Source organism: Brevundimonas sp. TWP2-1 (assembly GCF_049897645.1).
Taxonomy (GTDB): domain Bacteria; phylum Pseudomonadota; class Alphaproteobacteria; order Caulobacterales; family Caulobacteraceae; genus Brevundimonas.
Window position 1 is genome coordinate 795,578 of record NZ_JAFCWR010000001.1, and the last position, 21,585, is coordinate 817,162.

The following is a 21,585-nucleotide window of genomic DNA, read 5'->3' on the forward strand; positions in this document are numbered from 1 at the left end:
AACCGTGATCACGCAGGCCTGACAAGGATTTGCGGCCAAGCTCTCACTTGGCCGCAACGATAATCATCAGAGCGCGGAGTCGAGGATGCCCTTCATCCAGCGCGGGTGTTCCAGAACACGGCCGCAACCGATGGCGACGCACGACAGCGGATCGTCGGCGACCGAGACCGGCAGGCCGGTGTGATCGCGGATCTCGATGTCCAGACCACGGAGCAATGCGCCGCCGCCCGTCAGCATGATGCCCTTGTCGGCGATGTCCGCGGCCAGTTCCGGCGGCGTGGCTTCCAGCGCGACCTTGACGGCCTCGATGATCTGGGTGACCGGCTCGGCCAAAGCTTCGGCGGCCTGGCGTTCCGAGATACGGACTTCGCGCGGCACGCCCTGCATCAGGTCGCGACCCTTGACCTCGATCGACAGGCCTTCGCCGTCGGCCGGGATACGGGCGGTGCCGATGTCCTTCTTGATGCGTTCGGCGGTCGTTTCGCCGATCAGAAGGTTATGGTTGCGACGCATGTAGCTGATGATGCTGTCGTCCATCTTGTCGCCGCCGACGCGGACCGAACGCGAATAGACGATGCCCGACAGGGACAGGACGGCCACCTCGGTGGTGCCGCCGCCGATGTCGACGACCATCGAACCGGTCGGCTCGTGGATCGGCAGGCCGGCGCCGATCGCGGCGGCCATAGGCTCGTCGATCAGGCCCACGCGGCGGGCCGAGGCGTTCAGGCAGCTGTCGTTGATCGCGCGACGCTCGACCGCCGTGGCGCCCGAGGGCACGCAGACGATGATCTTCGGGTTCACGAAGCCCTTGCGGTTATGAACCTTGCGGATGAAGTGCTTGATCATCTCTTCGGCGACTTCGAAGTCGGCGATGACGCCATCGCGCATGGGGCGGATCGCCTCCATGTGACCGGGGGTGCGGCCCAGCATCTGCTTGGCCTCTATGCCCACGGCGTGGACGACCTTGCGTCCGCCGACGTTTCTCAGCGCCACGACCGACGGCTCGTTCAGGACGATGCCCTTGCCCTTCATGTAGATCAGGGTGTTGGCGGTGCCCAGGTCCATCGCGATGTCATTCGAGATCGCGCCGAAAAGGGAAAAACTCATGGGAATCGATACCGTTGTTAGCTGGCAGGGCGTCTGGTTATCTCAGTTGACCTGGCGACGCCCCAACTGCCCTGACATCCCCACGCCGGACAGTTCCTGATCGTCTTCGCCACGCCTACTAGCGGCGGGTGTGCCTGTATGAAACCGGGATTACAAGCCCTGATGACGGTCTCGTCATATAGGGTTCGCATCTGATGTGGATGCAGGGCTCAGACCGAACCGGCGTCCTCGTCCCGCGATGCCGCCGATCGCGCATCCGCCGCCTCCATCGCCGGATACAGGGTGTCGTCCTCGCGCTCGACCCGGTGCGCCAGGGCGCCGATTAGCCCCTTGGTCGCCACAGCGAACCGGCCCCGATCCGACAGGATCCGGGCCTGCGACCACTCACCGAAATAATGAGCCCAGGCGCCGCTGATCGCGCCCATGTCATCGACATAATGCTCCGCTAGCTGACGAACCGACGCGTCATCCGCCTTCATCAGCTCGGGATAGAGTTCGCCGTCCTCTATCGCGAGATGTTCGATCAAGGCCGCGTTCAGCGCGGTCATCAGCTCTCGCGCACGAGAAGCGTCATCCTGAGTCTTCAGGGTTTCGGCCAAGCCGCCCAGCGCGCTGGCCAAGCGAATGATCCGGCGGTGCTGCGCCTTCAGTATCTCGACGTCCATCGCGATACCTCCCAAACAGCATACTGCAACCTTTGGGTGAACCACTCCTAAAGGAAACACTAAGCGAATTCCCTCAGTCGCCTCGCGCGGTCTCGCGTCGCTTCACCAGTTCGCGCACCACAAGCATCAGGATCAGCCAGGCCAGAGCCACGCCCGCCAGAATCGCCGAGGTCCAGATTCCGTCGCCGCTGACCGCCGTCATGAAGGACCCGCCAAAGAAGGCCACCAGCGCCGTCTTGGGCAGCACGCCAAGAGCGCACCCGGCCAGGAACGCCGGAAACGACGTCCGCGCGGCGCCGAACGCCATGTTGACGACGATGAAGGGCGCGGACGGCACGTTACGGATCATGAAGCTGGCGTAGAAGCCGTTCTTGCCGACGAACCGGGTCAGCCGCCCAACGGTGCGCCCGCCATGGCGCTCCAGCAGCCGCGCCGTCGGTCCCCGCCCCAGCCAATAGGTCACGCCCGCCGAAACGACGGTCGCGATCCAGCTGTAGAGAAATCCGAACCACGGCCCGAACGCCACGACGCAGGCGGCGATCAGGATGAACTGCGGCGCGGCGAAGAAGGCGGCGAGCGTGAACACCACGATGGCGGCGGCCAGGCCCCACGGCCCCTGACGGAACCCGACCAGCCAGTCCTCCAGCCGTCCCTCGGCCTCCAGACCCAGTTGGCTCTTGCCCACGGCGAACAGGGCGATCATCGCGCCCAGCAACAGGGCCGTCGCCAGCGCGGCGCGCCAGCGACGCGCCTCCATGTTCGACAGGAAATCGATGATCCAGCGCATCAGAGGCGCCGCTTAACACCCCGCCCGCGCATTGGCGAGCTTCAGCGCATTGTCCCGCGCCGCGACCGCGCGTAAACAACCCCGCCCTCCCCAGGCAAGAATCTTCCAAAACCCACGGGATAGTCATGTCCAGCCTGCAATCTTCCGCCCTCGCCCGCGTCAAGCCTTCGGCCACCATCGCCGTGACCGCCCAGGCGCGAAAGCTTAAAGCGGAAGGTCGCGACGTGATCGGCCTGGGCGCCGGAGAGCCGGACTTCGACACCCCCGAAAACATCAAACAGGCCGCCATCGACGCGATCAATCGCGGCGAGACCAAATACACCGACGCCGACGGCATGCCCGAACTGAAGGCGGCCATCGTCGCCAAGTTCAAGCGCGAGAACGGCCTGGACTATACGGCCGCGAACATCCACGTCGCGCCGGGCGGCAAGCCCGTCATCTTCAACGCCCTGGTCGCCACTCTGAACCCCGGCGACGAGGTCATCGTGCCCGCCCCCTACTGGGTCTCCTATCCCGACATGGTGCTGCTGGCCGGCGGCGAGCCCGTCACCGTGGTCGGCGAGGAGAAGGACGGCTTCAAGCTTCTGCCCGCCGTGCTGGAGGCGGCGATCACGCCCCGCACCAAGTGGCTGATCCTGAACAGCCCGTCCAACCCCACCGGCGCCGCCTACACGCGCGCCGAGTTGGAAGCGCTGGCCGAGGTCCTGCGTCGCCATCCGCACGTCTGGGTGCTGACGGACGACATGTATGAGCATCTCGTCTATGGCGACTTCGAATACACCACCATCGCCCAGGTGGCCCCGGATCTGATCGACCGGACACTGACGGTCAACGGCGTCTCCAAGGCCTATGCCATGACGGGCTGGCGCATCGGCTATGCGGGCGGCCCCAAGCCGCTGATCGACCTGATGCGCAAGGTCGCCAGCCAGACGACGTCAAACCCCGCCAGCATCAGCCAGTGGGCGGCGGTAGAGGCCCTGAACGGAACCCAGGACTTCATCCCCGAACGCAAGGCCGCCTTCGAGAAACGCCGCGATCTGGTCGTCTCGATGCTGAACCAGGCGACGGGCATCACCTGCGCCACGCCGGAAGGCGCCTTCTACGTCTATCCGTCCATCGCCGGCCTGATCGGCAAGACCACGGACAACGGCGTGGTCATCGACGGTGATTCCACCTTCGCCGCCGAACTGCTGAACGCCGAGGGCGTCGCCGTCGTCCAAGGCGAGGCCTTCGGCCTCAGCCCCTATTTCCGCATCAGCTACGCCACCTCGGACGCCGTGCTGGCAGAAGCCTGCACCCGCATCCAGCGCTTCGCCGCCTCGCTGCGCTGACCAAACCAAGGGCGGGGGCTTCGGCCTCCGCCCGCCATTGCGCGGCCTTTAGGTGCTCGGCTGCGTATAGACGACGCGGCAATCGCCATCGATGGTGGTGTAGCGATTGTTCGCCGCATCCACGAACGAGATCCGGCCGCCGTCGTCGTATTCGACCTTGCCGGTCGAGCGCCCCTTGAAGTTCTCCACCCCATAGGTCCAGCAGGTGATGTCCGCCGGCTTGTCGCCCCAGGTGGCGTCGTTGCGCGCACGCTTGCTGTCGGTGCAGGCGGACAGGGCGCCAATCAGGGCGATGGCGGTGACGGTGATGGCGAGAGCTTTCATAAGCCCAGCCTTGCATGGACGGCGCCCAAGGAAAAGGCCGCCCAAGCGATGCAGGGGCGGCCTGATTTTCTTCGATAGATCCCGACCTACGGCCGGCTGGCCATGCCCAGCTTGATCGGCTTGGCGTCGTCGGCCAGCGCGCCGCGCTTGACGCCCCACAGCAGGATGATCGGCGCACCGACGTAGATCGACGAATAGGTGCCGATGATGATGCCGAACATCAGGGCGATGGAGAAGCCGAACAGGGCCTCGCCGCCGAAAACGGCCAGGGCCGCCAGCACCATGACGGCGGTCACGCCGGTGATGATGGTTCGCGACAAGGTCTCGTTCAGCGACAGATCGATGACCTCACGTAGCGGCATGGTCTTGTATTTGCGCAGGTTCTCGCGAAGACGGTCGAACACAACCACGGTGTCGTTCATCGAATAGCCGATGACGGTCAGGATCGCGGCCACCATGTTCAGGCTGAACTCCAGCTTGAACAGCACGATCAGCCCGAACGTCAGGATCACGTCGTGCAGCAGGCCGATCACGGCGCCGAAGCCGAACTGCGGCTCGAACCGGAACCAGATGTAGAGGAACATCAGGCCGATCGCGACGGCGAGCGCCAGCAGGCCCGAGGTGAACAGTTCCCCCGACACCTTGGAGCCGACGACGCTGACGCCCGAATACTGGACCGCACCGACGGTCTGGCTGATCGTGCTCTCGACCTGATTGACCACCTGGGTCTGGTCGCGGCCTTCCGGCACCTGGAAGCGCAGGATGGCGGTCGAGCCGTCATCCGCATTGGTGTCGCGGCGCGCGATGCCCTGAACCTGGACGTCGCCCAGGTTCAGGCCGTTCACGGCCTCGCGCACACGATCCAGTTCGATCACCTGACCGGCGGGCTTGGACACCTCCATCGAGGCGCCGCCCCGGAAGTCGATGCCCATGTTCAGACCCGGATAGAAGCAGGCGATGATCGAGGCGACGCACAGAACCACCGACAGTACGCCCGCGGCTCGGGCGTATTTGACGAAATGGAAGTTCGTCTTCTGCGGCAGCAGTTTGATGAAGGGCCATCCACGCATCGCCATCACTCCGCGATCGGCAGTTTTTTGGGCTTGGCGGTCTTGAGCCAGTAGGCCAGCAGCACCTGGGCCACCAGAACCGACGAGAACACCGAGGTGAAGACGCCGATGCTCAGCGTCCAGGCGAAGCCGCGCACCGGGCCGGCGCCGAAGATGAACATGATCCCCGCCGCCACCAGGGTGGTGACATTGGCGTCCAGGATCGTGCCCCAGGCCTTGTTGAACCCGGCATCCATGCTGGCGATCACGCTGCGGCCCGACCGGGCCTCGTCGCGCATCCGCTCATAGATCAGCACATTGGCGTCCACGGCCACAGCGAAGGTCAGGATCAGACCGGCGATCCCCGGCAAAGTCAGAGTGGCCTGGGTCAGCGACATGGCCGCCACGATCAGCACGCCGTTCAGCACCAGTCCGACCACGGACACGCCCCCGAACAGGAAGCCGTAGGCCAGGATCATGAACAGCACGATGATGCCGAAGCCCACAGCCGTCGATAGGGCGCCGGCCTGCACCGCATCGGCGCCCAACTCGGCCGTCACGGTCCGGCGTTCCTCGACGTTCAACGGCGCCGGCAGGGCCCCGCCGTTCAGCAGGTTCACCAGGGTCGCCGCTTCCTGGATGGAGAAGGTGCCGGTGATCTGGCCCGAGCCGCTGGTGATCGCGCTCTGGATCGTGGGAGCCGAGATGACCTTGCCGTCCAGAATGATGGCAAAGGGCTTGCCCAGGTTTGCGGCGGTCGCTTCGCCGAACCGGCGTGCGCCTGCCCCGTCGAAGCGGAAATCGATGGCCGGGCGGCCGCTCTCGTCCGAGCCCACGCCCGCGCGGGTCAGGTTTTCACCCGACACCAGCACGCGCTTCTTGACCAGGTACGGCGTGCCGTCCTCGCCGACCAGCAGTTCCGAATCTGGCGGCACCCGGCCGGCGACAGCCTCGGTGACCGAGTTTTCGACATCCACCATCTGGAACGTCAGCTGGGCCGTCTGGCCGATGACTTCTTCCAGCTTGGTCGGATCGCTCTCGCCCGGCGCCTGGACCACGATGCGGTCGGCGCCCTGACGGGTGATGGAGGGTTCGCGCGTGCCCAGGCTGTCGATCCGGCGGCGCACCACCTCGATCGACTGATCCACGGCCGTCGCGCCCATGCCGTTCAGCGCGGCGTCGGTGTAGGCGAAGCGGATGCGGTTGTCGCCCAGGCGCGTGGCTGCACGCTCGACCTGCCCGCCCGCCCCGGCTTGACCAGCCAGTTGCTGCAGCGCCGTGAAGGCCGCATCGTTCTGGGCCGGATTGGCTAGGGTGACGACCACGCCGCCGGCTTCACGCTGGAAGCCGTTGGTGGCGATGCCTGCGCCGTTCAGCGTGACCCGAACGTCTTCGATCAGGTTGGTGATGCGCTTCTCGCGCATCGCCGGCACGTCGACTTCCAGCAGCAGATACGACCCGCCCTGAAGATCCAGCCCCAGGTTAAGCTTGTTCTTGGGCACGAAGCCCGGCAGCGCCTCGCGTTGGGCATCCGACAGCACGTTCGGGAATGCGAACAGGCAACCGAAGACGGCCGCAGCGACGACGAGTATGACTTTCCAGCGCGACAGCTGAATCATGAGGGCGGTCTCGGTTCAGCGATACGCGAGCGTATCAGGCCTTGGAATCGTTGGCGGCGATGGCGGTGCGGTTGCGCACCTCGGCGATCATGGACTTGACCACGCGCACGTTGACGCTGGGCGCGATCTCGACATTGACCTCGGCCTCTTCGACACGAGTGACCTTGCCGATCATGCCGCTGCCCAGGACGACCGTGTCGCCACGCTTGACCGCGCCGATGGCGGTCGCATGTTCCTTGGCACGCTTCTGCTGCGGACGGATCAACAGGAAGTAGAAAAGGATGAAGATGCCGATGATGGGCGCGAAGCCGATCAGTTGCGCCATCAAGCCGCCGTCAGCCGCTCCGCCCATGGGTAGTCTCCGAACATAGAAGGGGCAGCCCTCGTCGGCGCCCCATTAAAACGAGGCGCGGAACCTAGGGCCGCGCCTCCCGGATTGCAACGCGACTAAATCGATCAGCGCGGCAATACCGTCAGGGGATCGACCGCTACGGGGTCATCGCCGCGCATCTGGCGCGTCTCGAAGTGGATCGAGGGTCGGCCGTCGCCAGCCGTCAGACCCACGGTGCCGATCTGTTGCCCCGCCCGCACGTCGTCGCCGTCCTTCACCGTGGCCGAGCCCAGATGGCCATAGACCGTGCGCCAGCCGTTGGCGTGGACGATCAGAACCGTCAGCCCCTGCCCCACCAGATCGTCGCCGACATAGGCCACGCGCCCGGCGGCCGAGGCGCTGACCGCCGCGCCCGCAGACGCGCCGATGTTCACGCCGTTGTTGCGCTCGCCCATGCCGACCGGGCCGAACCGCCGCACGATGTCGCCGCGCACGGGCCACAGCAGATTCGGCTGTCCGGCCGCAACCGGCCCTTGGGCGGCAGGCGCCTGTGCGGCGCCTGAGTTAAAGGGCTGCGTCACGGGTCGCGTCTGTACCGGCAGGGCCGCATTGCCCGAAGGCGGCGGCGGCGGCGGCGGGATCACGCCATTGTTCGGCACCAGCACCCCGACAGGCGAAGGCCCCGTCGCATAGGGATCGTTGCCCGTGTCCACCGCCGCTTCCGGCAGAATGATTCGCTGGCCCGTCGTGATCGCCCCGCGCGGCCCCAGGCCGTTCAGGTCGATCAGGGTCTGCACCGGCGTCTGGAACCGCCGCCCGACACCCGAGATCGTGTCGCCCGGCTGGATCACATAGGCCGCGCCCGGACGAACCGGCGCGGACGACGACGGATAGGGGGCCGGCGTGTAGACGGGCGGCTGAGCCGCTGGCGGCTGATAGGTCGGCTGGCTCGGCCCCACGCTGACGGTCGGCGGCAAGGCCCCGCCCTCCACCTGGCCGATGAGCGCCGTCGCGGGCGGCGGCGATTCATAGGGCGCGGGACGATACGGCTGGTTCTGTGCGCCGTTCGGATAGGCCGGCTGCGGATAGCCCCCCGTGCCCTGGGCCGGCGCCGGGTTCGCATGCGTCGAATAGCGTGGCTCGGACGGATAGCTGATGCAGGCCGCCGTGCTCAGCGACGCCCCCGCCACCAGAACCGCTCTCATCCAGCCCGAAATCACCGCCACCGGCTGCTCCTCACATGGTTAAACTCGCCCGCCCGGTGTGCCCGCTCGCGCCCCATAAGCCAACCCCGCAATCATCGCGGAATTGGGGCGCGAAGGTTAACGGGGCTGCATCCGCATATCGATCCCCACCCTGCGGTTCATCCAATAGGATACGCCGTCGGCGGTCGGTCTCATAAGATTTGTCTCGCCATAAGCCGTCGTCTCGACGTCCCGAGCATGAACGCCCAATCGAATGAAGGCGTCCGTGACAGCGTCTATCCTACGCCGGCTCAGCGCCAGATTGACCTCCGGCGATCCTGCCGTGTCAGTAAAGCCATGCAACACGACCCGCATTCCAGGCTGGTAGGTCGCGGCGTAGACCCTCAGAGCCGACATCGCCTTTGGATCAACCACAGCACTGCCGCTATCGAAGAAAACGGGATAGTAGTGCCATGTTATCAAAGACGGCGGTCGGCCGGCTTCAAGCGGTCTGACAGATATCGAAACACAGCGTGGCTCCGCGCTTTCATAGGGTTTCAGGATTTCAATCGCGGGCGAGAAGCCAGCATGAATGACTTCCAGATAGGCGATAGTCAGGCGTTCTTTCGCGGCTGGATCAGCTTCATCGTAACCGGGTTGCGCATAGAGCGTAACCGTCGAAGCCCATGCAGGCCCATGCTCGTAGGCTTCACGCGCTTCTCGAAGGGCGCGATATCCTTCCGGTGTCAGCACAGCACCATCCTTGAAGCACACCGGCCAAGTCTGCGCCCCGACACTCGTCGCTGAACACAGGAAGATGGCGGCGGCGGCGAGCGATGAGCGGACCATCGGTGAACCATGCAGGCTCAACCCACGGCTGTCACCCCTCCTTCGCCGTCCCCTCGACCAAGGGCACGAACCGAACCTCCGTCAGGCTCTCGCGGTGGAACGAGCCATCGCCCTGGCCGACGTAGCGATGCAGCATCTGCACCGACGTCCGCCCCACCGGCGCGACCAGCACCCCGTTCGGCTTCAGCTGTTTCAGCAGTTCGGTCGGCTCGGTCGGGGACGCGGCCGTGACCATGATCCGGTCGAACGGCGCCTGCTCGCCCCAGCCCAGGCCGCCGTCGCCGTGTCTGGTGATGACATTGTCGATCTGAAGCGTGCGCAGTTTCGCCTCGGCCTCGACCAGAAGGCTGCGATACCGCTCCACCGAATAGACATAGCGCGCCAGCCGGCTCAGCACCGCGCACTGGTATCCGCTGCCGGTGCCGATCTCCAGCACCCGGTGGCGCGCCTGCACCTCCAGCGCCTGGGTCATCAGGCCGACGATATAGGGCTGGCTGATGGTCTGGGCGCAGTCGATCGGCAGGGCCTGATCCTCCCACGCCTGGTCCAGGAACTTCTCGTGCACGAAGACCGCGCGGTCGATGCTCTCCATCGCCTTCAGCACGCGCGGGTCCGTGACCCCCTGCTGCCTCAGCGACAGGATCAGCCGCCCGGCCCGGTCGTCGTGCAGATTCATGCAGCCGTCACCACAGTTTTAGGCGGCGCCCCGCCCAGGACCTTCTTCAGGTCATGCACGCTGGTCATATGCGTCAGGTCGATATGCAGCGGCGTGACCGAGATGCGCCCTTCCTCGATGGCCCTCAGGTCCGTGCCCTCGGCATGTTCCTGCTTCTCGCCGCGGAAACTCATCCAGTAATAGTCGCGCCCGCGCAGGTCGACGCGCCGCACCGCATGCATCTCGCCCACATTGCGGAAGCCCTGGGTCGTCACCTCGACCTGCTCCACCGCTTCCGGCGGACGATTGGGAAAGTTCAGGTTCATCACCACGCCGTTCGCCCATTTCTGGTCCAGCAGCCGGCTGATGATCGCCGGCGCGAACGCCTCGGCCGTCTCCCAGTGCGCCACGACCTCGTCGTGGAACCGCTCCAGGCTCTGGCTCAGGGCGATGGAGCGGATGCCGAACGCCATCCCCTGCAGCGCGCCCGCCACCGTGCCGGAATAGCTGACGTCCTCGCCGATATTGTGCCCCCGGTTCACGCCCGACAGAACCAGGTCCGGCTTGTCCGGCATCAGGTCGTTGACCGCCAGCACGACGCAGTCGGTCGGCGTCCCCGTCACCGCAAACCGCTTCTCGCCCAGATTCATCACCCGCAGCGGCTCGGTCAGGGTGATCCCCCGCCCCTTGCCCGACTGCTCGACCGCAGGCGCGCACACCCACACGTCGTCGCTCAGCGTCCGCGCGATTTTTTCCAGAGCGACAAGGCCCTCGGCCTCGATGCCGTCGTCGTTCGTTAGAAGAATTCTCATGCGCCAACCCTTCCTTCTCCCATAGGGAGAAGGTGGCCCGAAAGGCCGGATGAGGGGTTACGGTGCTGATCGCATCGCACAGCGTAACCCCTCACCCTTTCGCGCCAGGACGACTGCTGCGCCGCCGTGCGCTCAAGCCCTCTCCCTCTGGGAGAGGGGCTCACTTGGCCGCTCCAACGAATTGAAGACCGCCCATATAGGGCTGCAACACGGCGGGAACGGCGATCCGCCCATCCTCCTGCTGATAGTTCTCCATGATCGCCACCAGCGTCCGACCGACCGCCAGGCCCGAACCGTTCAGCGTATGGACGAACTCGGTCTTCTTCTCGCCGGCCCGCTTGAACCGGGCGTCCATCCGCCGCGCCTGGAAGTCCCCACAGTTCGAGCAACTGCTGATCTCGCGATAGGTCCCCTGGCTGGGCAGCCAGACCTCCAGGTCGAAGGTCTTCTGCGCCGAAAAGCCCATGTCGCCCTTGCACAGCAGCATCCGCCGGAACGGCAGCTCCAGCGCCTTCAGCACCGCCTCGGCGCAGGCCGTCATCCGCTCGTGCTCGGCGTCGGAGTCTTCCGGCCGCGCGATCGACACCATCTCGACCTTGGAGAACTGGTGCTGACGGATCAGCCCGCGCGTATCCCGCCCCGCCGACCCTGCCTCGGCCCGGAAGCAGGGCGTCAGCGCCGTCATCCGCATTGGCGTCGCCAGCTCGTCCTCGGACAGGATGGTCTCGCGTACGAGATTGGTCAGGGAGACTTCGGCGGTGGGGATGAGGTAGCGGGAAACCGGCTTCATCAGTCGGTCGTCATTGGAGATCGTCGCTAGGGCTTCTTCGATGCGGCGACGGACGAAGATCGCCGCTTGCCCCTTGCTTTGAATAGCGGCGTCATATTCGGGGTGCCAGTCACCGCAAACGGCATCGAAAATGACGTCACTGCCAAGCAAGGTGTTCCAAAGCTCCCGGTCAACTTCGGGAATCTTGAACAAATCTTCTTCGAACTTCGGCAACTGCCCCGTACCGAACATCGCCTCGTCCCGCACCAGCAGCGGCGGGTTCACTTCCAGATACCCATGCTGGTCCGTCTGCAGGTCCAGCATGAACTGGCCCACGGCCCGTTCCAGCCGCGCCAGCTGACCCTTCAACACCGCAAACCGCGCGCCCGACAGCTTCGCCGCCGCCTCGAAGTCCAGCATCCCCAGGGCCTCGCCCAGGTCGGCGTGATCCTTGGCCGGGCCGCCCTCGCGGGGCGTTCCCCAGCGCGAGACCTCGACATTGCCCGCCTCGTCCTCGCCGTCCGGCACATCCTCGGCCGCCAGGTTCTTCAACCCCGCCAGCAGGTCGCGCAGTTCCTTGCCGACGCGCGCCTCGACCTCGGCCGCCGCCGCGATATCGCCCTTCAGCGCTTCGACCTCGGCCTTCAGCCGGTCGGCTTCGGCCATGTCCTTGCGCCCCATGGCGGCACCGGTCAGCTTGGACGCCGCATTGCGCTTGGCCAGGGCGTCCTGCCCCGTCGTCTGGGCGTGACGCAGTTCGCCGTCCAGCCGCAGGATGTCCGCCACCAGCCCGTCCGGCTCATCCACCCCGCGCGACGACCAGCCCGCCACGTAAACCTGGGGGTTCTCGCGAATGGCTCTGATGTCGTGCATGGTCTGAAACTTCGGCTGGGCGGGAGAAGCCGAACGCTCTACCCGCCCACGCGGTTACGGGCAACGCGCGAAGCTCGGAAAGGCCTGCCCCGACTGCGAGGCAGACAATCCCTTTCCCTTCTCCCCTCGGGGGAGAAGGTGGCTCGCGGAGCGAGACGGATGAGGGGGTTGGTTCCGCAGCCTCTCCCTCACCGTTTCGAGGCGGATAGATCCCCCTCATCCGAGGCCTCCGGCCCCACCTTCTCCCCCAAGGGGAGAAGGAACGCGTAGCGCTGGTTTGACCTCAGCCATCACAATGCCGCTGGTCCATTCGTAGCGTTTTCAATCGCTTGCCGATTCATGTCCCCCTTCTCCCATCCCCCCTCCAAAACTGGCGTATTCTAAACCCGTCCCGTCGCCCGGAGGGCTCGCTTGGCCTGCGACCTTGCGGCGGCGGGAGCGGATGGAACGGGAGCGATGGTGAAACTCCATCGCGCTGACATCGACTCATGGAGCGGTGTCGGAGGGTCGAGGGGGATACTCGATCGCACTCGGGACGGGGTTTCGCAGACCCCGCCGACCCGTCGCAGGCTTATGGGGTTAGGCGATAAGACCGCCACCGCTCGACGCCCCGAGCTTGCAGGCCAACCAACCGCGCGGAGCGTCATGCCCTTCGTCGAAACGGTACTTGCAAACTCACACTCCGGGCGAAGGCCCGGCGCTCCGCCCAGCCCTCCAAACTTCGCAGCGAAAGCGCGAAGACGAAGCCGTTTCTCCCTCCCCAATTCACCAACCCTAGAATCTCGCCTACAACCCCATCATGGCCACGCTTCGTCCCGACACGCTGGCGGCATCGCTCGCGCGCATTTTCGAAGGTCGGATGATCGACCGGGCCAGTTGGTTCGCCCTGACCGGCGGCGAGCCGCTGTTCTCGGAAGGCGATCCCTCCGACACCCTGTATCTGGTCCGCTCGGGCCGTCTCGGGGTCTTCCGGCTGGACACGGATCAGCCGCCGCACATGCTGGGCGTGGTCAAGACGGGCGAGCCCGTGGGCGAAATGGCCATGCTGGCCGGCACCCCCCACACCGCCACCGTCGTCGCCCTGAGGGACAGCGAGATCCTGGCCCTGCCGCGCGAGGCTTTTTTCGAGGCCGCCCGCACCGAGCCGGACCTGATGGTCGAGCTGTCGCGCCTGATGATCCACCGCGCCCGAGAGCGCACCGCCGGCGCATCGGAACCCAGCGTCTTCGGCTTCGTCTCGGCCCGTCCCCGCCCGATCCGCGCCTTCGTCGAACGGATCGGCGCCGCCATCCAGGCCATGGGCTTCACCTGCCAGGTCATCGACCAGTCGGCCCTGACCTCGGCCGCCGAATGGTTCAGCCGCGTCGAGGGCGACCACGACTACGTCCTCTATGTCGCCGAACAGGATCAGCCCGCCTGGGCCAATCTTTGCGCCCGCCAGGTGGACCGGATGTTCATCGTCGGCAGCGGCCTTCTGGCGCCGCCCGCCGCCCTGCCGCGCCGCATGGGCTTCGGCGACGGGCGTCGCCTGACCGATCTGATCCTGCTGCGCGATCCGCGCATGCACCAACCCGCCAACACCCGTGTCTGGCTGGACGCCCTCCAGCCCGACCGCTGGTTCCACTGCGTCGAGGGCCAGGCCGGCGACGCCGAACGGATCGCGCGCGTCGTGACCGGCACGGCCGTCGGCCTGGTCCTGTCGGGCGGCGGCGCGCGCGCCTATTGCCACATCGGCGCGATCAAGGCGCTGGAAGAGGCCAGGGTGCCCATCGACTTCGCCGGCGGATCGTCCATGGGCGCGGTCGTCGCCGCCGGGCCCGCCCTGGGCTGGAGTTCCGAACGACTGGACTTCGAGATCCGCCGCGCCTTCGTCGATTCCGACCCGCTGTCGGACCTGGCTGTCCCCATCATCGCCATGTCGCGCGCCCGCAAGGTCGCCGGCCTGCTTGAGCGGGCCTATGGCGACATCGACCTGGCGGACCTGGCCCTGCCCTTCTTCGCCGTCTCGTCCAACCTGACCTCGGGCCGGATCGAGGCGCACCGCACCGGCCTGATGCGCCGCGCCATGCGCGCCTCCATCGCCATTCCCGGCGTCCTGCCGCCCGTCGTGATCGACGGTCAGGTGCTGGTGGACGGCGCCGTGCTGAAGAACTTCCCCACCAGCGTGATGCGCCAACTGAACAGCGGCCCCATCGTCGGCGTGGACATGTCCCAGACCCGCGGCGTCGATCCGCAGTCGCTGGAGAACCCGCCGTCCTGGTGGAAATGGATTTTGTCGGGCGCCTGGAAGGCCGGCCCGCCCATCGTCTCGATCCTGATGCGGTCGGCCACCATCACCACCGACACCGAGATGAAACAGTCGCGCGCCGACGCCGATGTGCTGATCCTGCCCCGGCTCGACAGCACCGACATCCGCGACTGGAAGACCTACGACGGTCCCGTCGCCACGGGCTACGAGGCGACCAAGGCGGCGCTGGCGGACCTGCCCTGCCCCGTCACCCAGATCCGACACTGTCCGACCGAAAAACCCAAACCGTCAGCAGAGGCGAAGGTTTAAAGCGGCGCGCACGCCCGTTCGAGCCAGGCCCGCACATCACCGTCCACCAACGGCCCGACCTTGGCCAGGGTCTCGGCGTGATAACCATCGACATAGGCCCGCTCGTCCGGCGTCAGCAGATCGACGGCGATCAGCTTGCGGTCGATGGGCGCGAACGTCAGCTGCTCGAACCCGTGCATCGGCCGCTCGCCGCCTTCCGGGACGACGGCCGGCGTCACCACCTGCAGGGTCTCGATGCGGATGCCCCAATGGCCTTCGCGATAATAGCCCGGCTCATTGGACAGGATCATCCCCTCCAGCAACGGCTGGGCCGTGCCCCATTTGGCGATCCGCTGCGGCCCTTCGTGGACCCCCAGATAGGAGCCGACGCCGTGGCCGGTGCCGTGATCATAATCCAGCCCCGCCGCCCACATCGGCGCCCGGGCGATGGCGTCCAGGGCCATGCCGCTGGTCCCCGCCGGGAAGCGGATGGTCGCCATGGCGATGTGCGCCTTCAGCACCAGGGTGAACTTGTGGCGCTGGTCCGCCGTCGGCTCGCCCACCGCCATGGTGCGGGTCACATCGGTCGTCCCGTCCAGATACTGACCGCCGCCGTCCACCAACAGCAGCGAGCCGGTCTCGACGTTGCGGATCGTGGCGCCGACCGGCTTGTAATGCGGCAGCGCCCCGTTCGGCCCGGCCCCGGCGATAGTGTCGAAACTCAGGTCCTTCAGCGCCCCGGTCTCCTCGCGGAACCGCTCCAGCGCCTCCACCACCTCGCGCTCGTTTGGCAGCGTCTCCTGAACCACCGTGTCGACCCAGTGCAGGAACCGGCTCAGCGCCGCCCCGTCGCGGATATGCGCCTGGCGGCTGCCCTCGATCTCGACCGCATTCTTGGCTGCGCGGCGAATGGCGCAGGGGTCCATCGCCCGCACCACCGTCGCGCCCGCCGCTTCCAGCCGGTCGAAATACCAGGCCGAGGACAGCGACGGATCGATCATGACCTTCTGACCCGACAGCCCGTCCAGCGCGTCCGCCAAGTGCTCGGTCGCCTCGATCCGAACGTCGTCGCCCAGCCAGCCGGGCAGCGCGTTCGTCACCTTGGCCGGATCCAGGAACAGTCGCGCCTTGCCGTCCGCCGCCAGGATGGCCTGGCCGATCGGCAGGGGCGAACGGATCACGTCGCCGCCGCGCACATTGAACAGCCAGGCGATCGACATCGGCGCCGTCAGCACCACGGCGTCGGCGCCGGCCTCGGCCACGGCCCTGCCGATCCGCGCCCGCTTCGACGCGTGGCTCTCGCCGGAATAGACATCTTCATGCGGCACGACCGGCGCCGTCGGCTGGGCTGGACGATCCGCGCCCCAGGCCAGGTCCAGCGGATTGGCGTCCACGGGCTTCAGCGCCGCCCCCGCCTTCTGCGCCGCCGCCTTGAAGGCGACCAGGGCGTCGGGGCTGTGCAGGCGCGGATCGTAACCGATCACTGCCCCCTTGGCCGCCGTCTCCAGATAGGCGGCGACCTCCGTCAGATCGCGGCGCTCGAACAGAGCCGGATCGGTCTGGGCCTTCACCTGAACCGTATAGCGGCCGTCGGTGAACATGCTGGCCCGATCCTGGAACACCACCGCCGCCCCGGCCGAGCCGGTGAAGCCGGTCGCCCATGCCAGCCGCTCGTTCGCATCAGGCAGATACTCGTTCTGATGCTCGTCCTCGTGCGGGATCAGAAAGCCGTCCAGCCCCTGCTTGCCCATCTCGGCGCGCAACAGCGGCAAGTGCTTGGCCCCAAAGGACGGATCGGTCGTTTCATCGAAGGTCTGGCGCATGATCGTCTTTGTCTCTCAGCCCTTGCGCAGTTGCAGCGCGCTCCAGGCGTCATGATGGATGGTTTGTTCGACCACGAAGCCCAGCGGCAGATAGGCCTCCAGCACCCGCTCCTCCTGCGTGCGCAGCAGGCCCGACAGGATCGCGACCCCGCCCGTCTTCAGCGCGGCGCCGATCTCAGGCGCCAGTTCGACCAGGGGCGCGGCCAGGATGTTGGCGAACACCAGATCGTACGGCAGGTGCCGGGCAATGCGCGGATCGCTCAAACCGTCGGCGAAATAGAAGTCGCACTTGGCCTCGTTGATCTCGGCGTTCTCATTGGCGATCCGCGCAGAGGGCTCGTCGATGTCGGTGCCGACGGCGATGGGCGTGCCGGTCTTGGCCGCCGCGATCGCCAGCACGCCGGTGCCGCAGCCGACATCCAGCACCTTCTCGAAGGTTTCGGTCTTCAGCAGGTTGTCGAAAGCCTCCAGGCAGCCGACCGTAGTACCGTGGTGACCGGTGCCGAAGGCGGCGCCCGCATCGATCTTCAGCGTGACCCGACCCTCGGGCACCTTGCCCTGATCGTGCGCGCCATAGACGAAAAAACGTCCAGCCTCGACCGGCGGCAAACCCGACAGCGACATGGCCAGCCAGTCGGCGTCGGCCAGCTTCTCGACCAGGACCGTGACCGGATGATCGGCCAGCACGGCCTTCAGTCCCTCGACCTCGTCATTGGTCGTGGGAAAGGCGTCGATGCGCCAGACGCCCTTGTCCTCGTCCTCTTCCAGAATGGAATAGGTCGCGCCTTCCAGCCGGGGATCAGCGTCGATGGCCTCTGCGGCGGCTTCTGCGGCGGCGCGGGGACCGCGAGCGATTATCTGAAGAGCGGACTCGGACATTTCTCAAACACCGGTAATATGGCGAATCGTAGCGATCCGGCGCTGTCTGCCCGTCGCCGCCGCGTTTTTATCAAACCGAGGGGTCGGGGAATACATGGCCAAGTCACCGTCTACGTCTAAACCAGCGTCGCCAAAGCCGGCGACCGCCGCTTCCAAGCCTAAAGCCGCGCCGAAGTCGAGCGCCGTGAAGCCCGCCGCCGCGAAAACCGCTGCGCCCAAGGCCGCCGTCAAGCCAGTGACAGCGCCCAAACCCGCTGCTGCAAAGGTCGCTGCACCCAAGGCTGCCTCTCCCAAGCCCGCCGCCGCGAAAGCCGTAGCCCCGAAGGCCGCCGCCAAACCGAAGGCCGCACCGGCCGCCAAGGCTCCGGTCGCCGTCAAGGCCGCGGCGCCTAAAGCCGCCGCGAAGACCGCCGCACCGAAGGCTGCTGCCCAGAAAGCCGCCGCGCCCAAGGCTGCCCAGAAACCCGCTGCAACGCCCAAGGCCGCTCCGGTCGCCAAACCCGCCGCCGTCGCAGCGCCCAAGCCCGCAGAACCGGTCGCCGCGCCAAAGCCGGTGACCGCAGCCGCTGCTCCGGCTCCAGCGCCCAAGCCGGTCGAAGCCCCCAAGCCTGCGGCCGCACCAGCCGCCGCCAAGTCCGAGGAAAAGGGCTTCTTCGCCAAGCTGGGCGACATCATCTTCGGCAAGCACTGATCGCACCTCACGTCTGATCTTGCAGATCGCCGGACGGTTCGCCCGTCCGGCGATTTTCGTTTGAGGCCGTCTCAGCGCAGTCGTTCGGCCAGATAGTCGACGAACACCCGCACCCGCGCCGGCATGTTTGCGCCGCCGACGAAGACGGCGTGGATCGGCTCGCGGTCCCCAGGATTGAAATCCTCCAGCAGCGGGACCAGCCGCCCCTCGGCGATGGCGTCGCCCACGCTGAAATGCCCCACTCGTGTCACCCCCACGCCAGCCAGCGCCAACTGCGTCAGGGTTTCGCCATTGTTCGCCTCCACCGATCCCCTCACCGTCAGCGCATAGTCGCGCCCGTCCCGACGAAACGGCCAGACCGGCTCCTGACGCCGAAAGTTGAAGTTCAGGCAGTCGTGATCGTGCAGATCCTCTGGCACGTGCGGCACGCCTCGCCGCGCCAGATAGTCGGGCGAGGCCACGATGGTCCGCCCCGTCTCACCCAGTCGCCGCGCAGTCAGGGGGCTGTCGGCCAAAGGCCCGAACCGGATCGCCACATCCGCCTGCCCCGCCGCCACATCGACCACCACGTCCGTCAGATTGATATCGACCAGGATATGCGGATAACGGCGCACGAACTCGCCCAGCAGCGGCACTACCTGCTGACGGCCATGGGCCAGAGAGGCGCTGACTCTCAACCGCCCGCGCGGCGCGCCCTGGTCGGCGATGGCCTGTTCGGCGTCGTCCAGCTCGGTCAGTATCCGGCGCGCCGCGCCCAGATAGGCCTGCCCCTCGGGCGTCAGCGTCAGCACCCGCGTGGTGCGCAGCATCAGCCGCACGCCCAGCCGCGCCTCGATCCGGTCGATGGTCCGACTGATGGCCGAGGGCGTCAGACCCAGCGTCCGCCCCGCCGCCGAGAAGTTGCCGCCCTGGATCACGGCGACGAAGACTTCCATCTCGCGCGCCCGATCCACCCCGATCATCTGCATCTTTGCGCCCAGATCAAAAATGTTTGGCCTGACGCCTGCCTACCGCCGTCGCACGCCGGCGTCCATCTGTGCCTCCGAACACGAACGCGGTCACGAGGACAGTCATGGAATATCGTCAACTTGGAGCATCGGGCCTGCGCGTTCCGGTCCTCAGCTTCGGCACGGGCACCTTCGGCGGTTCCGGCCCGCTGTTCGGGGCCTGGGGCAACAGCGATGTGGACGAGGCGCGCCGCCTGATCGACATCTGCCTGGAGGCCGGGGTCAATCTGTTCGACACCGCCGACGTCTATTCCGACGGCGCCTCGGAACAGGTGCTGGGCCACGCCATCAAGGGCCGCCGCGATCAGGTGCTGATCTCGACCAAGACCGGCCTGCCGACCGGCGACGGTCCGGGCGACTGGGGCGTGTCGCGCGGCCGGCTGATCCGAGCGGTCGAGAACGCCCTGCGCCGCCTGGACACCGACCATATCGACCTGCTGCAACTGCACGCCTTCGACGCCTCGACCCCGGCGGACGAACTGCTGGCCACGCTGGATACGCTCGTGACCTCGGGCAAGGTCCGCTACACCGGCGTGTCCAACTATCCTGGCTGGGCGCTGATGAAGGCGCAAGGCATCGCCGAGCGTGACGCCCGCCCCCGCTTCGTCGCCCACCAGGTCTATTACTCCCTGGTCGGCCGCGCCTATGAGGCCGACCTGATGCCGCTGGGCGCGGACCAGGGCGTGGGCGCTCTGGTCTGGAGCCCGCTGGGCTGGGGCCGTTTGACCGGCAAGATTCGTCGCGACGCCCCGATCCCCGAGGGCAGCCGCCTGCACCAGACCGCCGCCTTCGCCCCACCCGTCGAGAACGACCACCTGTATCGCGTCGTCGATGCCCTGGACGCCGTCGCGGCAGAGACCGGCAAGACCGTGCCCCAGATCGCCATCAACTGGCTGCTGCGACGCCCGACCGTCTCCTCGGTCATCATCGGCGCCCGCAACGAGGAACAGCTGCGCCAGAACCTAGGCGCCGTCGGCTGGAGCCTGACACCCGACCAGATCGCCGCGCTCGACGCCGCCAGCGACGTCCTGCCGCCCTATCCCCACACGCCCTATCGCCAGCAGGAAGGGTTCGCTCGCCTGAACCCGCCGCTGGTCTGAGTCTCGAAAGTCTCCTCCTCAATGAAACTCAATCCTCCCCTCCTGGCCCTCGCGGCCGGCGCTTTCGGCATCGGCGTGACGGAGTTCGCGCCTATGGGCCTGCTGCCTGTGATCGCGACCGATCTCGGCGTATCCATCCCCACCGCTGGGCTACTGATCAGCGCCTATGCACTCGGCGTCATGCTGGGCGCGCCGTTGATGACGCTGACGACCGGCCGCGTGCCGCGCCGGGCCCTCCTGGTCGGCCTCGCCGCCATCTTCACCGTCGGCAACCTGCTGTCGGCGATTTCGACTGACTACACGATGCTTCTGATCGCGCGGGTCATCACTTCGCTGAACCACGGCGCCTTCTTCGGCGTCGGTTCTATCGTGGCCGCCAGCCTGGTGGCGCCGAACCGTCAGGCAGGCGCCGTCGCCGCCATGTTCATGGGCCTGACCATCGCCAACGTCGTCGGCGTGCCTTTGGCGACCTGGGCCGGAGACGCCCTGGGCTGGCGCGCCAGCTTCTGGGGCATCGCCGGGATCGGCGTTCTGGTCATGGCCGCCCTGCGCTTCACCCTGCCTAATCTTCCCGCACCGACTGGCGGCAACATCGCCGCGGAACTGCGTGTCCTGGGTCGCGGCCCAGTGCTGGCGGCCCTAGCCCTGACGGTGATCGGCTCCAGCGCCATGTTCACCGTCTTCACCTATATCGCCCCGATCCTGCGTGAGCAGACCCACGCTTCGCTCGGCTTCGTCACCGCCATGCTGGTCACCTATGGACTGGGCCTGACGCTGGGCAACTGGCTGGGCGGCAGGTTCGCGGACAGGTCCGTGGACCGCACTCTGATCGTCACCCTGGCCTCGCTGTCGGCCATCCTGGTTGCCTTCGCCTTCGCCATGCCGTTCGCGGTTCCGACCTCGATCCTGGTCTTCCTGTGGGGGATCGCCAGCTTCGCCTTGGTGCCGCCCCTGCAGGTTCGGGTCATGGCCGCCGCCGGCGACGCGCCCAACCTGGCCTCGGCCATGAACATCGGTGCCTTCAACCTGGGCAACGCCATCGGCGCGGCCGTTGGCGGGGCGGTCATCGCCGGCGGCCTGGGCTATCCAGCCGTCTCCATCGCCGGCGCCATCGCGTCGGGCCTGGGCTTGCTGCTGGTCCTGTTCCTGACCCGCAAGCGTGCGTCCGCGACGGTCCCCGCCATCGGCTGACCC

20 protein-coding genes are annotated in these 21,585 nt (G+C 66.8%); 5 read left to right on the forward strand and 15 right to left on the reverse strand.

Annotated elements, in window-relative coordinates:
* Positions 1 to 66 precede the first annotated feature (66 nt).
* The 3 genes from ACP7BH_RS04095 to ACP7BH_RS04105 all read right to left on the reverse strand — a co-directional run bounded on the left by ACP7BH_RS04095 (position 67) and on the right by ACP7BH_RS04105 (position 2,559).
* Complete coding sequence (locus ACP7BH_RS04095; RefSeq protein ID WP_135195469.1) at positions 67 to 1,107, reverse strand: rod shape-determining protein; 1,041 nt, start codon at positions 1,105 to 1,107, stop codon at positions 67 to 69.
* Between the two features lie 209 nt (positions 1,108 to 1,316).
* Entirely contained in the window at positions 1,317 to 1,772 is a 456-nt protein-coding gene (locus ACP7BH_RS04100; protein ID WP_425983475.1) for a hemerythrin domain-containing protein, read from the reverse strand.
* A gap of 73 nt (positions 1,773 to 1,845) precedes the next feature.
* Complete coding sequence (locus ACP7BH_RS04105) at positions 1,846 to 2,559, reverse strand: TVP38/TMEM64 family protein (RefSeq protein ID WP_425983473.1); 714 nt, start codon at positions 2,557 to 2,559, stop codon at positions 1,846 to 1,848.
* 125 nt (positions 2,560 to 2,684) lie between these two features.
* On the opposite strand from ACP7BH_RS04105, the gene ACP7BH_RS04110 reads away from it, so the two are divergent.
* Entirely contained in the window at positions 2,685 to 3,890 is a 1,206-nt protein-coding gene (locus ACP7BH_RS04110; RefSeq protein WP_425983471.1) for a pyridoxal phosphate-dependent aminotransferase, read from the forward strand.
* 48 nt (positions 3,891 to 3,938) lie between these two features.
* On the opposite strand, the gene ACP7BH_RS04115 is transcribed toward ACP7BH_RS04110, so the two are convergent.
* The 9 genes from ACP7BH_RS04115 to serS form a co-directional block, all read right to left on the reverse strand.
* Positions 3,939 to 4,214: a hypothetical protein gene (locus ACP7BH_RS04115; protein WP_425983469.1), complete on the reverse strand. Its 276-nt coding sequence runs from the start codon at positions 4,212 to 4,214 to the stop codon at positions 3,939 to 3,941.
* Between the two features lie 86 nt (positions 4,215 to 4,300).
* Positions 4,301 to 5,290 (reverse strand): protein translocase subunit SecF, encoded by a 990-nt coding sequence (gene secF, locus ACP7BH_RS04120; RefSeq protein WP_425983467.1) that lies wholly within the window; start codon positions 5,288 to 5,290, stop codon positions 4,301 to 4,303.
* On the reverse strand, positions 5,290 to 6,882 hold the full coding sequence (gene secD / locus ACP7BH_RS04125) for a protein translocase subunit SecD (protein WP_425983465.1): 1,593 nt from the start codon (positions 6,880 to 6,882) through the stop codon (positions 5,290 to 5,292). Before secD ends, secF begins: the two co-directional genes overlap by 1 nt.
* 34 nt (positions 6,883 to 6,916) lie before the next feature.
* Positions 6,917 to 7,234, reverse strand: a complete 318-nt coding sequence (yajC, locus tag ACP7BH_RS04130; RefSeq protein ID WP_135195462.1) for a preprotein translocase subunit YajC — start codon at positions 7,232 to 7,234, stop codon at positions 6,917 to 6,919.
* Positions 7,235 to 7,338: 104 nt separating this feature from the next.
* Positions 7,339 to 8,439, reverse strand: coding sequence for a peptidoglycan DD-metalloendopeptidase family protein (locus ACP7BH_RS04135; protein ID WP_425983463.1), 1,101 nt, complete (start codon positions 8,437 to 8,439; stop codon positions 7,339 to 7,341).
* 96 nt (positions 8,440 to 8,535) lie between these two features.
* Entirely contained in the window at positions 8,536 to 9,267 is a 732-nt protein-coding gene (locus tag ACP7BH_RS04140; protein WP_425983461.1) for an OmpA family protein, read from the reverse strand.
* Positions 9,268 to 9,277: 10 nt separating this feature from the next.
* Positions 9,278 to 9,922 (reverse strand): protein-L-isoaspartate(D-aspartate) O-methyltransferase, encoded by a 645-nt coding sequence (locus ACP7BH_RS04145; RefSeq protein ID WP_425983459.1) that lies wholly within the window; start codon positions 9,920 to 9,922, stop codon positions 9,278 to 9,280.
* Positions 9,919 to 10,713: a 5'/3'-nucleotidase SurE gene (gene surE / locus ACP7BH_RS04150; RefSeq protein ID WP_425983456.1), complete on the reverse strand. Its 795-nt coding sequence runs from the start codon at positions 10,711 to 10,713 to the stop codon at positions 9,919 to 9,921. Before surE ends, ACP7BH_RS04145 begins: the two co-directional genes overlap by 4 nt.
* A gap of 160 nt (positions 10,714 to 10,873) precedes the next feature.
* The gene (gene serS, locus ACP7BH_RS04155; RefSeq protein ID WP_425983454.1) at positions 10,874 to 12,355 is read right to left on the reverse strand and encodes a serine--tRNA ligase; all 1,482 of its coding nucleotides are present in this window, start codon (positions 12,353 to 12,355) and stop codon (positions 10,874 to 10,876) included.
* A gap of 799 nt (positions 12,356 to 13,154) precedes the next feature.
* On the opposite strand from serS, the gene ACP7BH_RS04160 reads away from it, so the two are divergent.
* Positions 13,155 to 14,912, forward strand: a complete 1,758-nt coding sequence (locus tag ACP7BH_RS04160; RefSeq protein WP_425983452.1) for a patatin-like phospholipase family protein — start codon at positions 13,155 to 13,157, stop codon at positions 14,910 to 14,912.
* On the opposite strand, the gene ACP7BH_RS04165 is transcribed toward ACP7BH_RS04160, so the two are convergent.
* On the reverse strand, positions 14,909 to 16,714 hold the full coding sequence (locus ACP7BH_RS04165; RefSeq protein ID WP_425983450.1) for an aminopeptidase P family protein: 1,806 nt from the start codon (positions 16,712 to 16,714) through the stop codon (positions 14,909 to 14,911). The genes ACP7BH_RS04160 and ACP7BH_RS04165 overlap by 4 nt on opposite strands.
* A 15-nt stretch (positions 16,715 to 16,729) precedes the next feature.
* The gene (locus tag ACP7BH_RS04170; RefSeq protein WP_425983448.1) at positions 16,730 to 17,593 is read right to left on the reverse strand and encodes a 50S ribosomal protein L11 methyltransferase; all 864 of its coding nucleotides are present in this window, start codon (positions 17,591 to 17,593) and stop codon (positions 16,730 to 16,732) included.
* Positions 17,594 to 17,777: 184 nt separating this feature from the next.
* Here ACP7BH_RS04170 and ACP7BH_RS04175 point away from each other — a divergent pair, with 184 nt between their 5' ends.
* A complete protein-coding gene (locus tag ACP7BH_RS04175) occupies positions 17,778 to 18,284 on the forward strand; it encodes a hypothetical protein (protein ID WP_425983446.1) in 507 nt (168 codons plus the stop codon).
* A 71-nt stretch (positions 18,285 to 18,355) separates the two neighbouring features.
* Here ACP7BH_RS04175 and ACP7BH_RS04180 read toward each other — a convergent pair whose 3' ends face one another.
* Positions 18,356 to 19,252: a LysR substrate-binding domain-containing protein gene (locus tag ACP7BH_RS04180; RefSeq protein WP_425983444.1), complete on the reverse strand. Its 897-nt coding sequence runs from the start codon at positions 19,250 to 19,252 to the stop codon at positions 18,356 to 18,358.
* A 104-nt stretch (positions 19,253 to 19,356) separates the two neighbouring features.
* On the opposite strand from ACP7BH_RS04180, the gene ACP7BH_RS04185 reads away from it, so the two are divergent.
* Positions 19,357 to 20,391 carry an aldo/keto reductase gene (locus ACP7BH_RS04185; RefSeq protein ID WP_425983442.1) on the forward strand — a complete coding sequence of 345 codons (1,035 nt, stop codon included), beginning with the start codon at positions 19,357 to 19,359 and terminating at the stop codon, positions 20,389 to 20,391.
* Positions 20,392 to 20,412: 21 nt separating this feature from the next.
* Positions 20,413 to 21,582 (forward strand): MFS transporter, encoded by a 1,170-nt coding sequence (locus ACP7BH_RS04190; RefSeq protein WP_425983440.1) that lies wholly within the window; start codon positions 20,413 to 20,415, stop codon positions 21,580 to 21,582.
* The last annotated feature ends 3 nt before the right edge of the window (positions 21,583 to 21,585 follow it).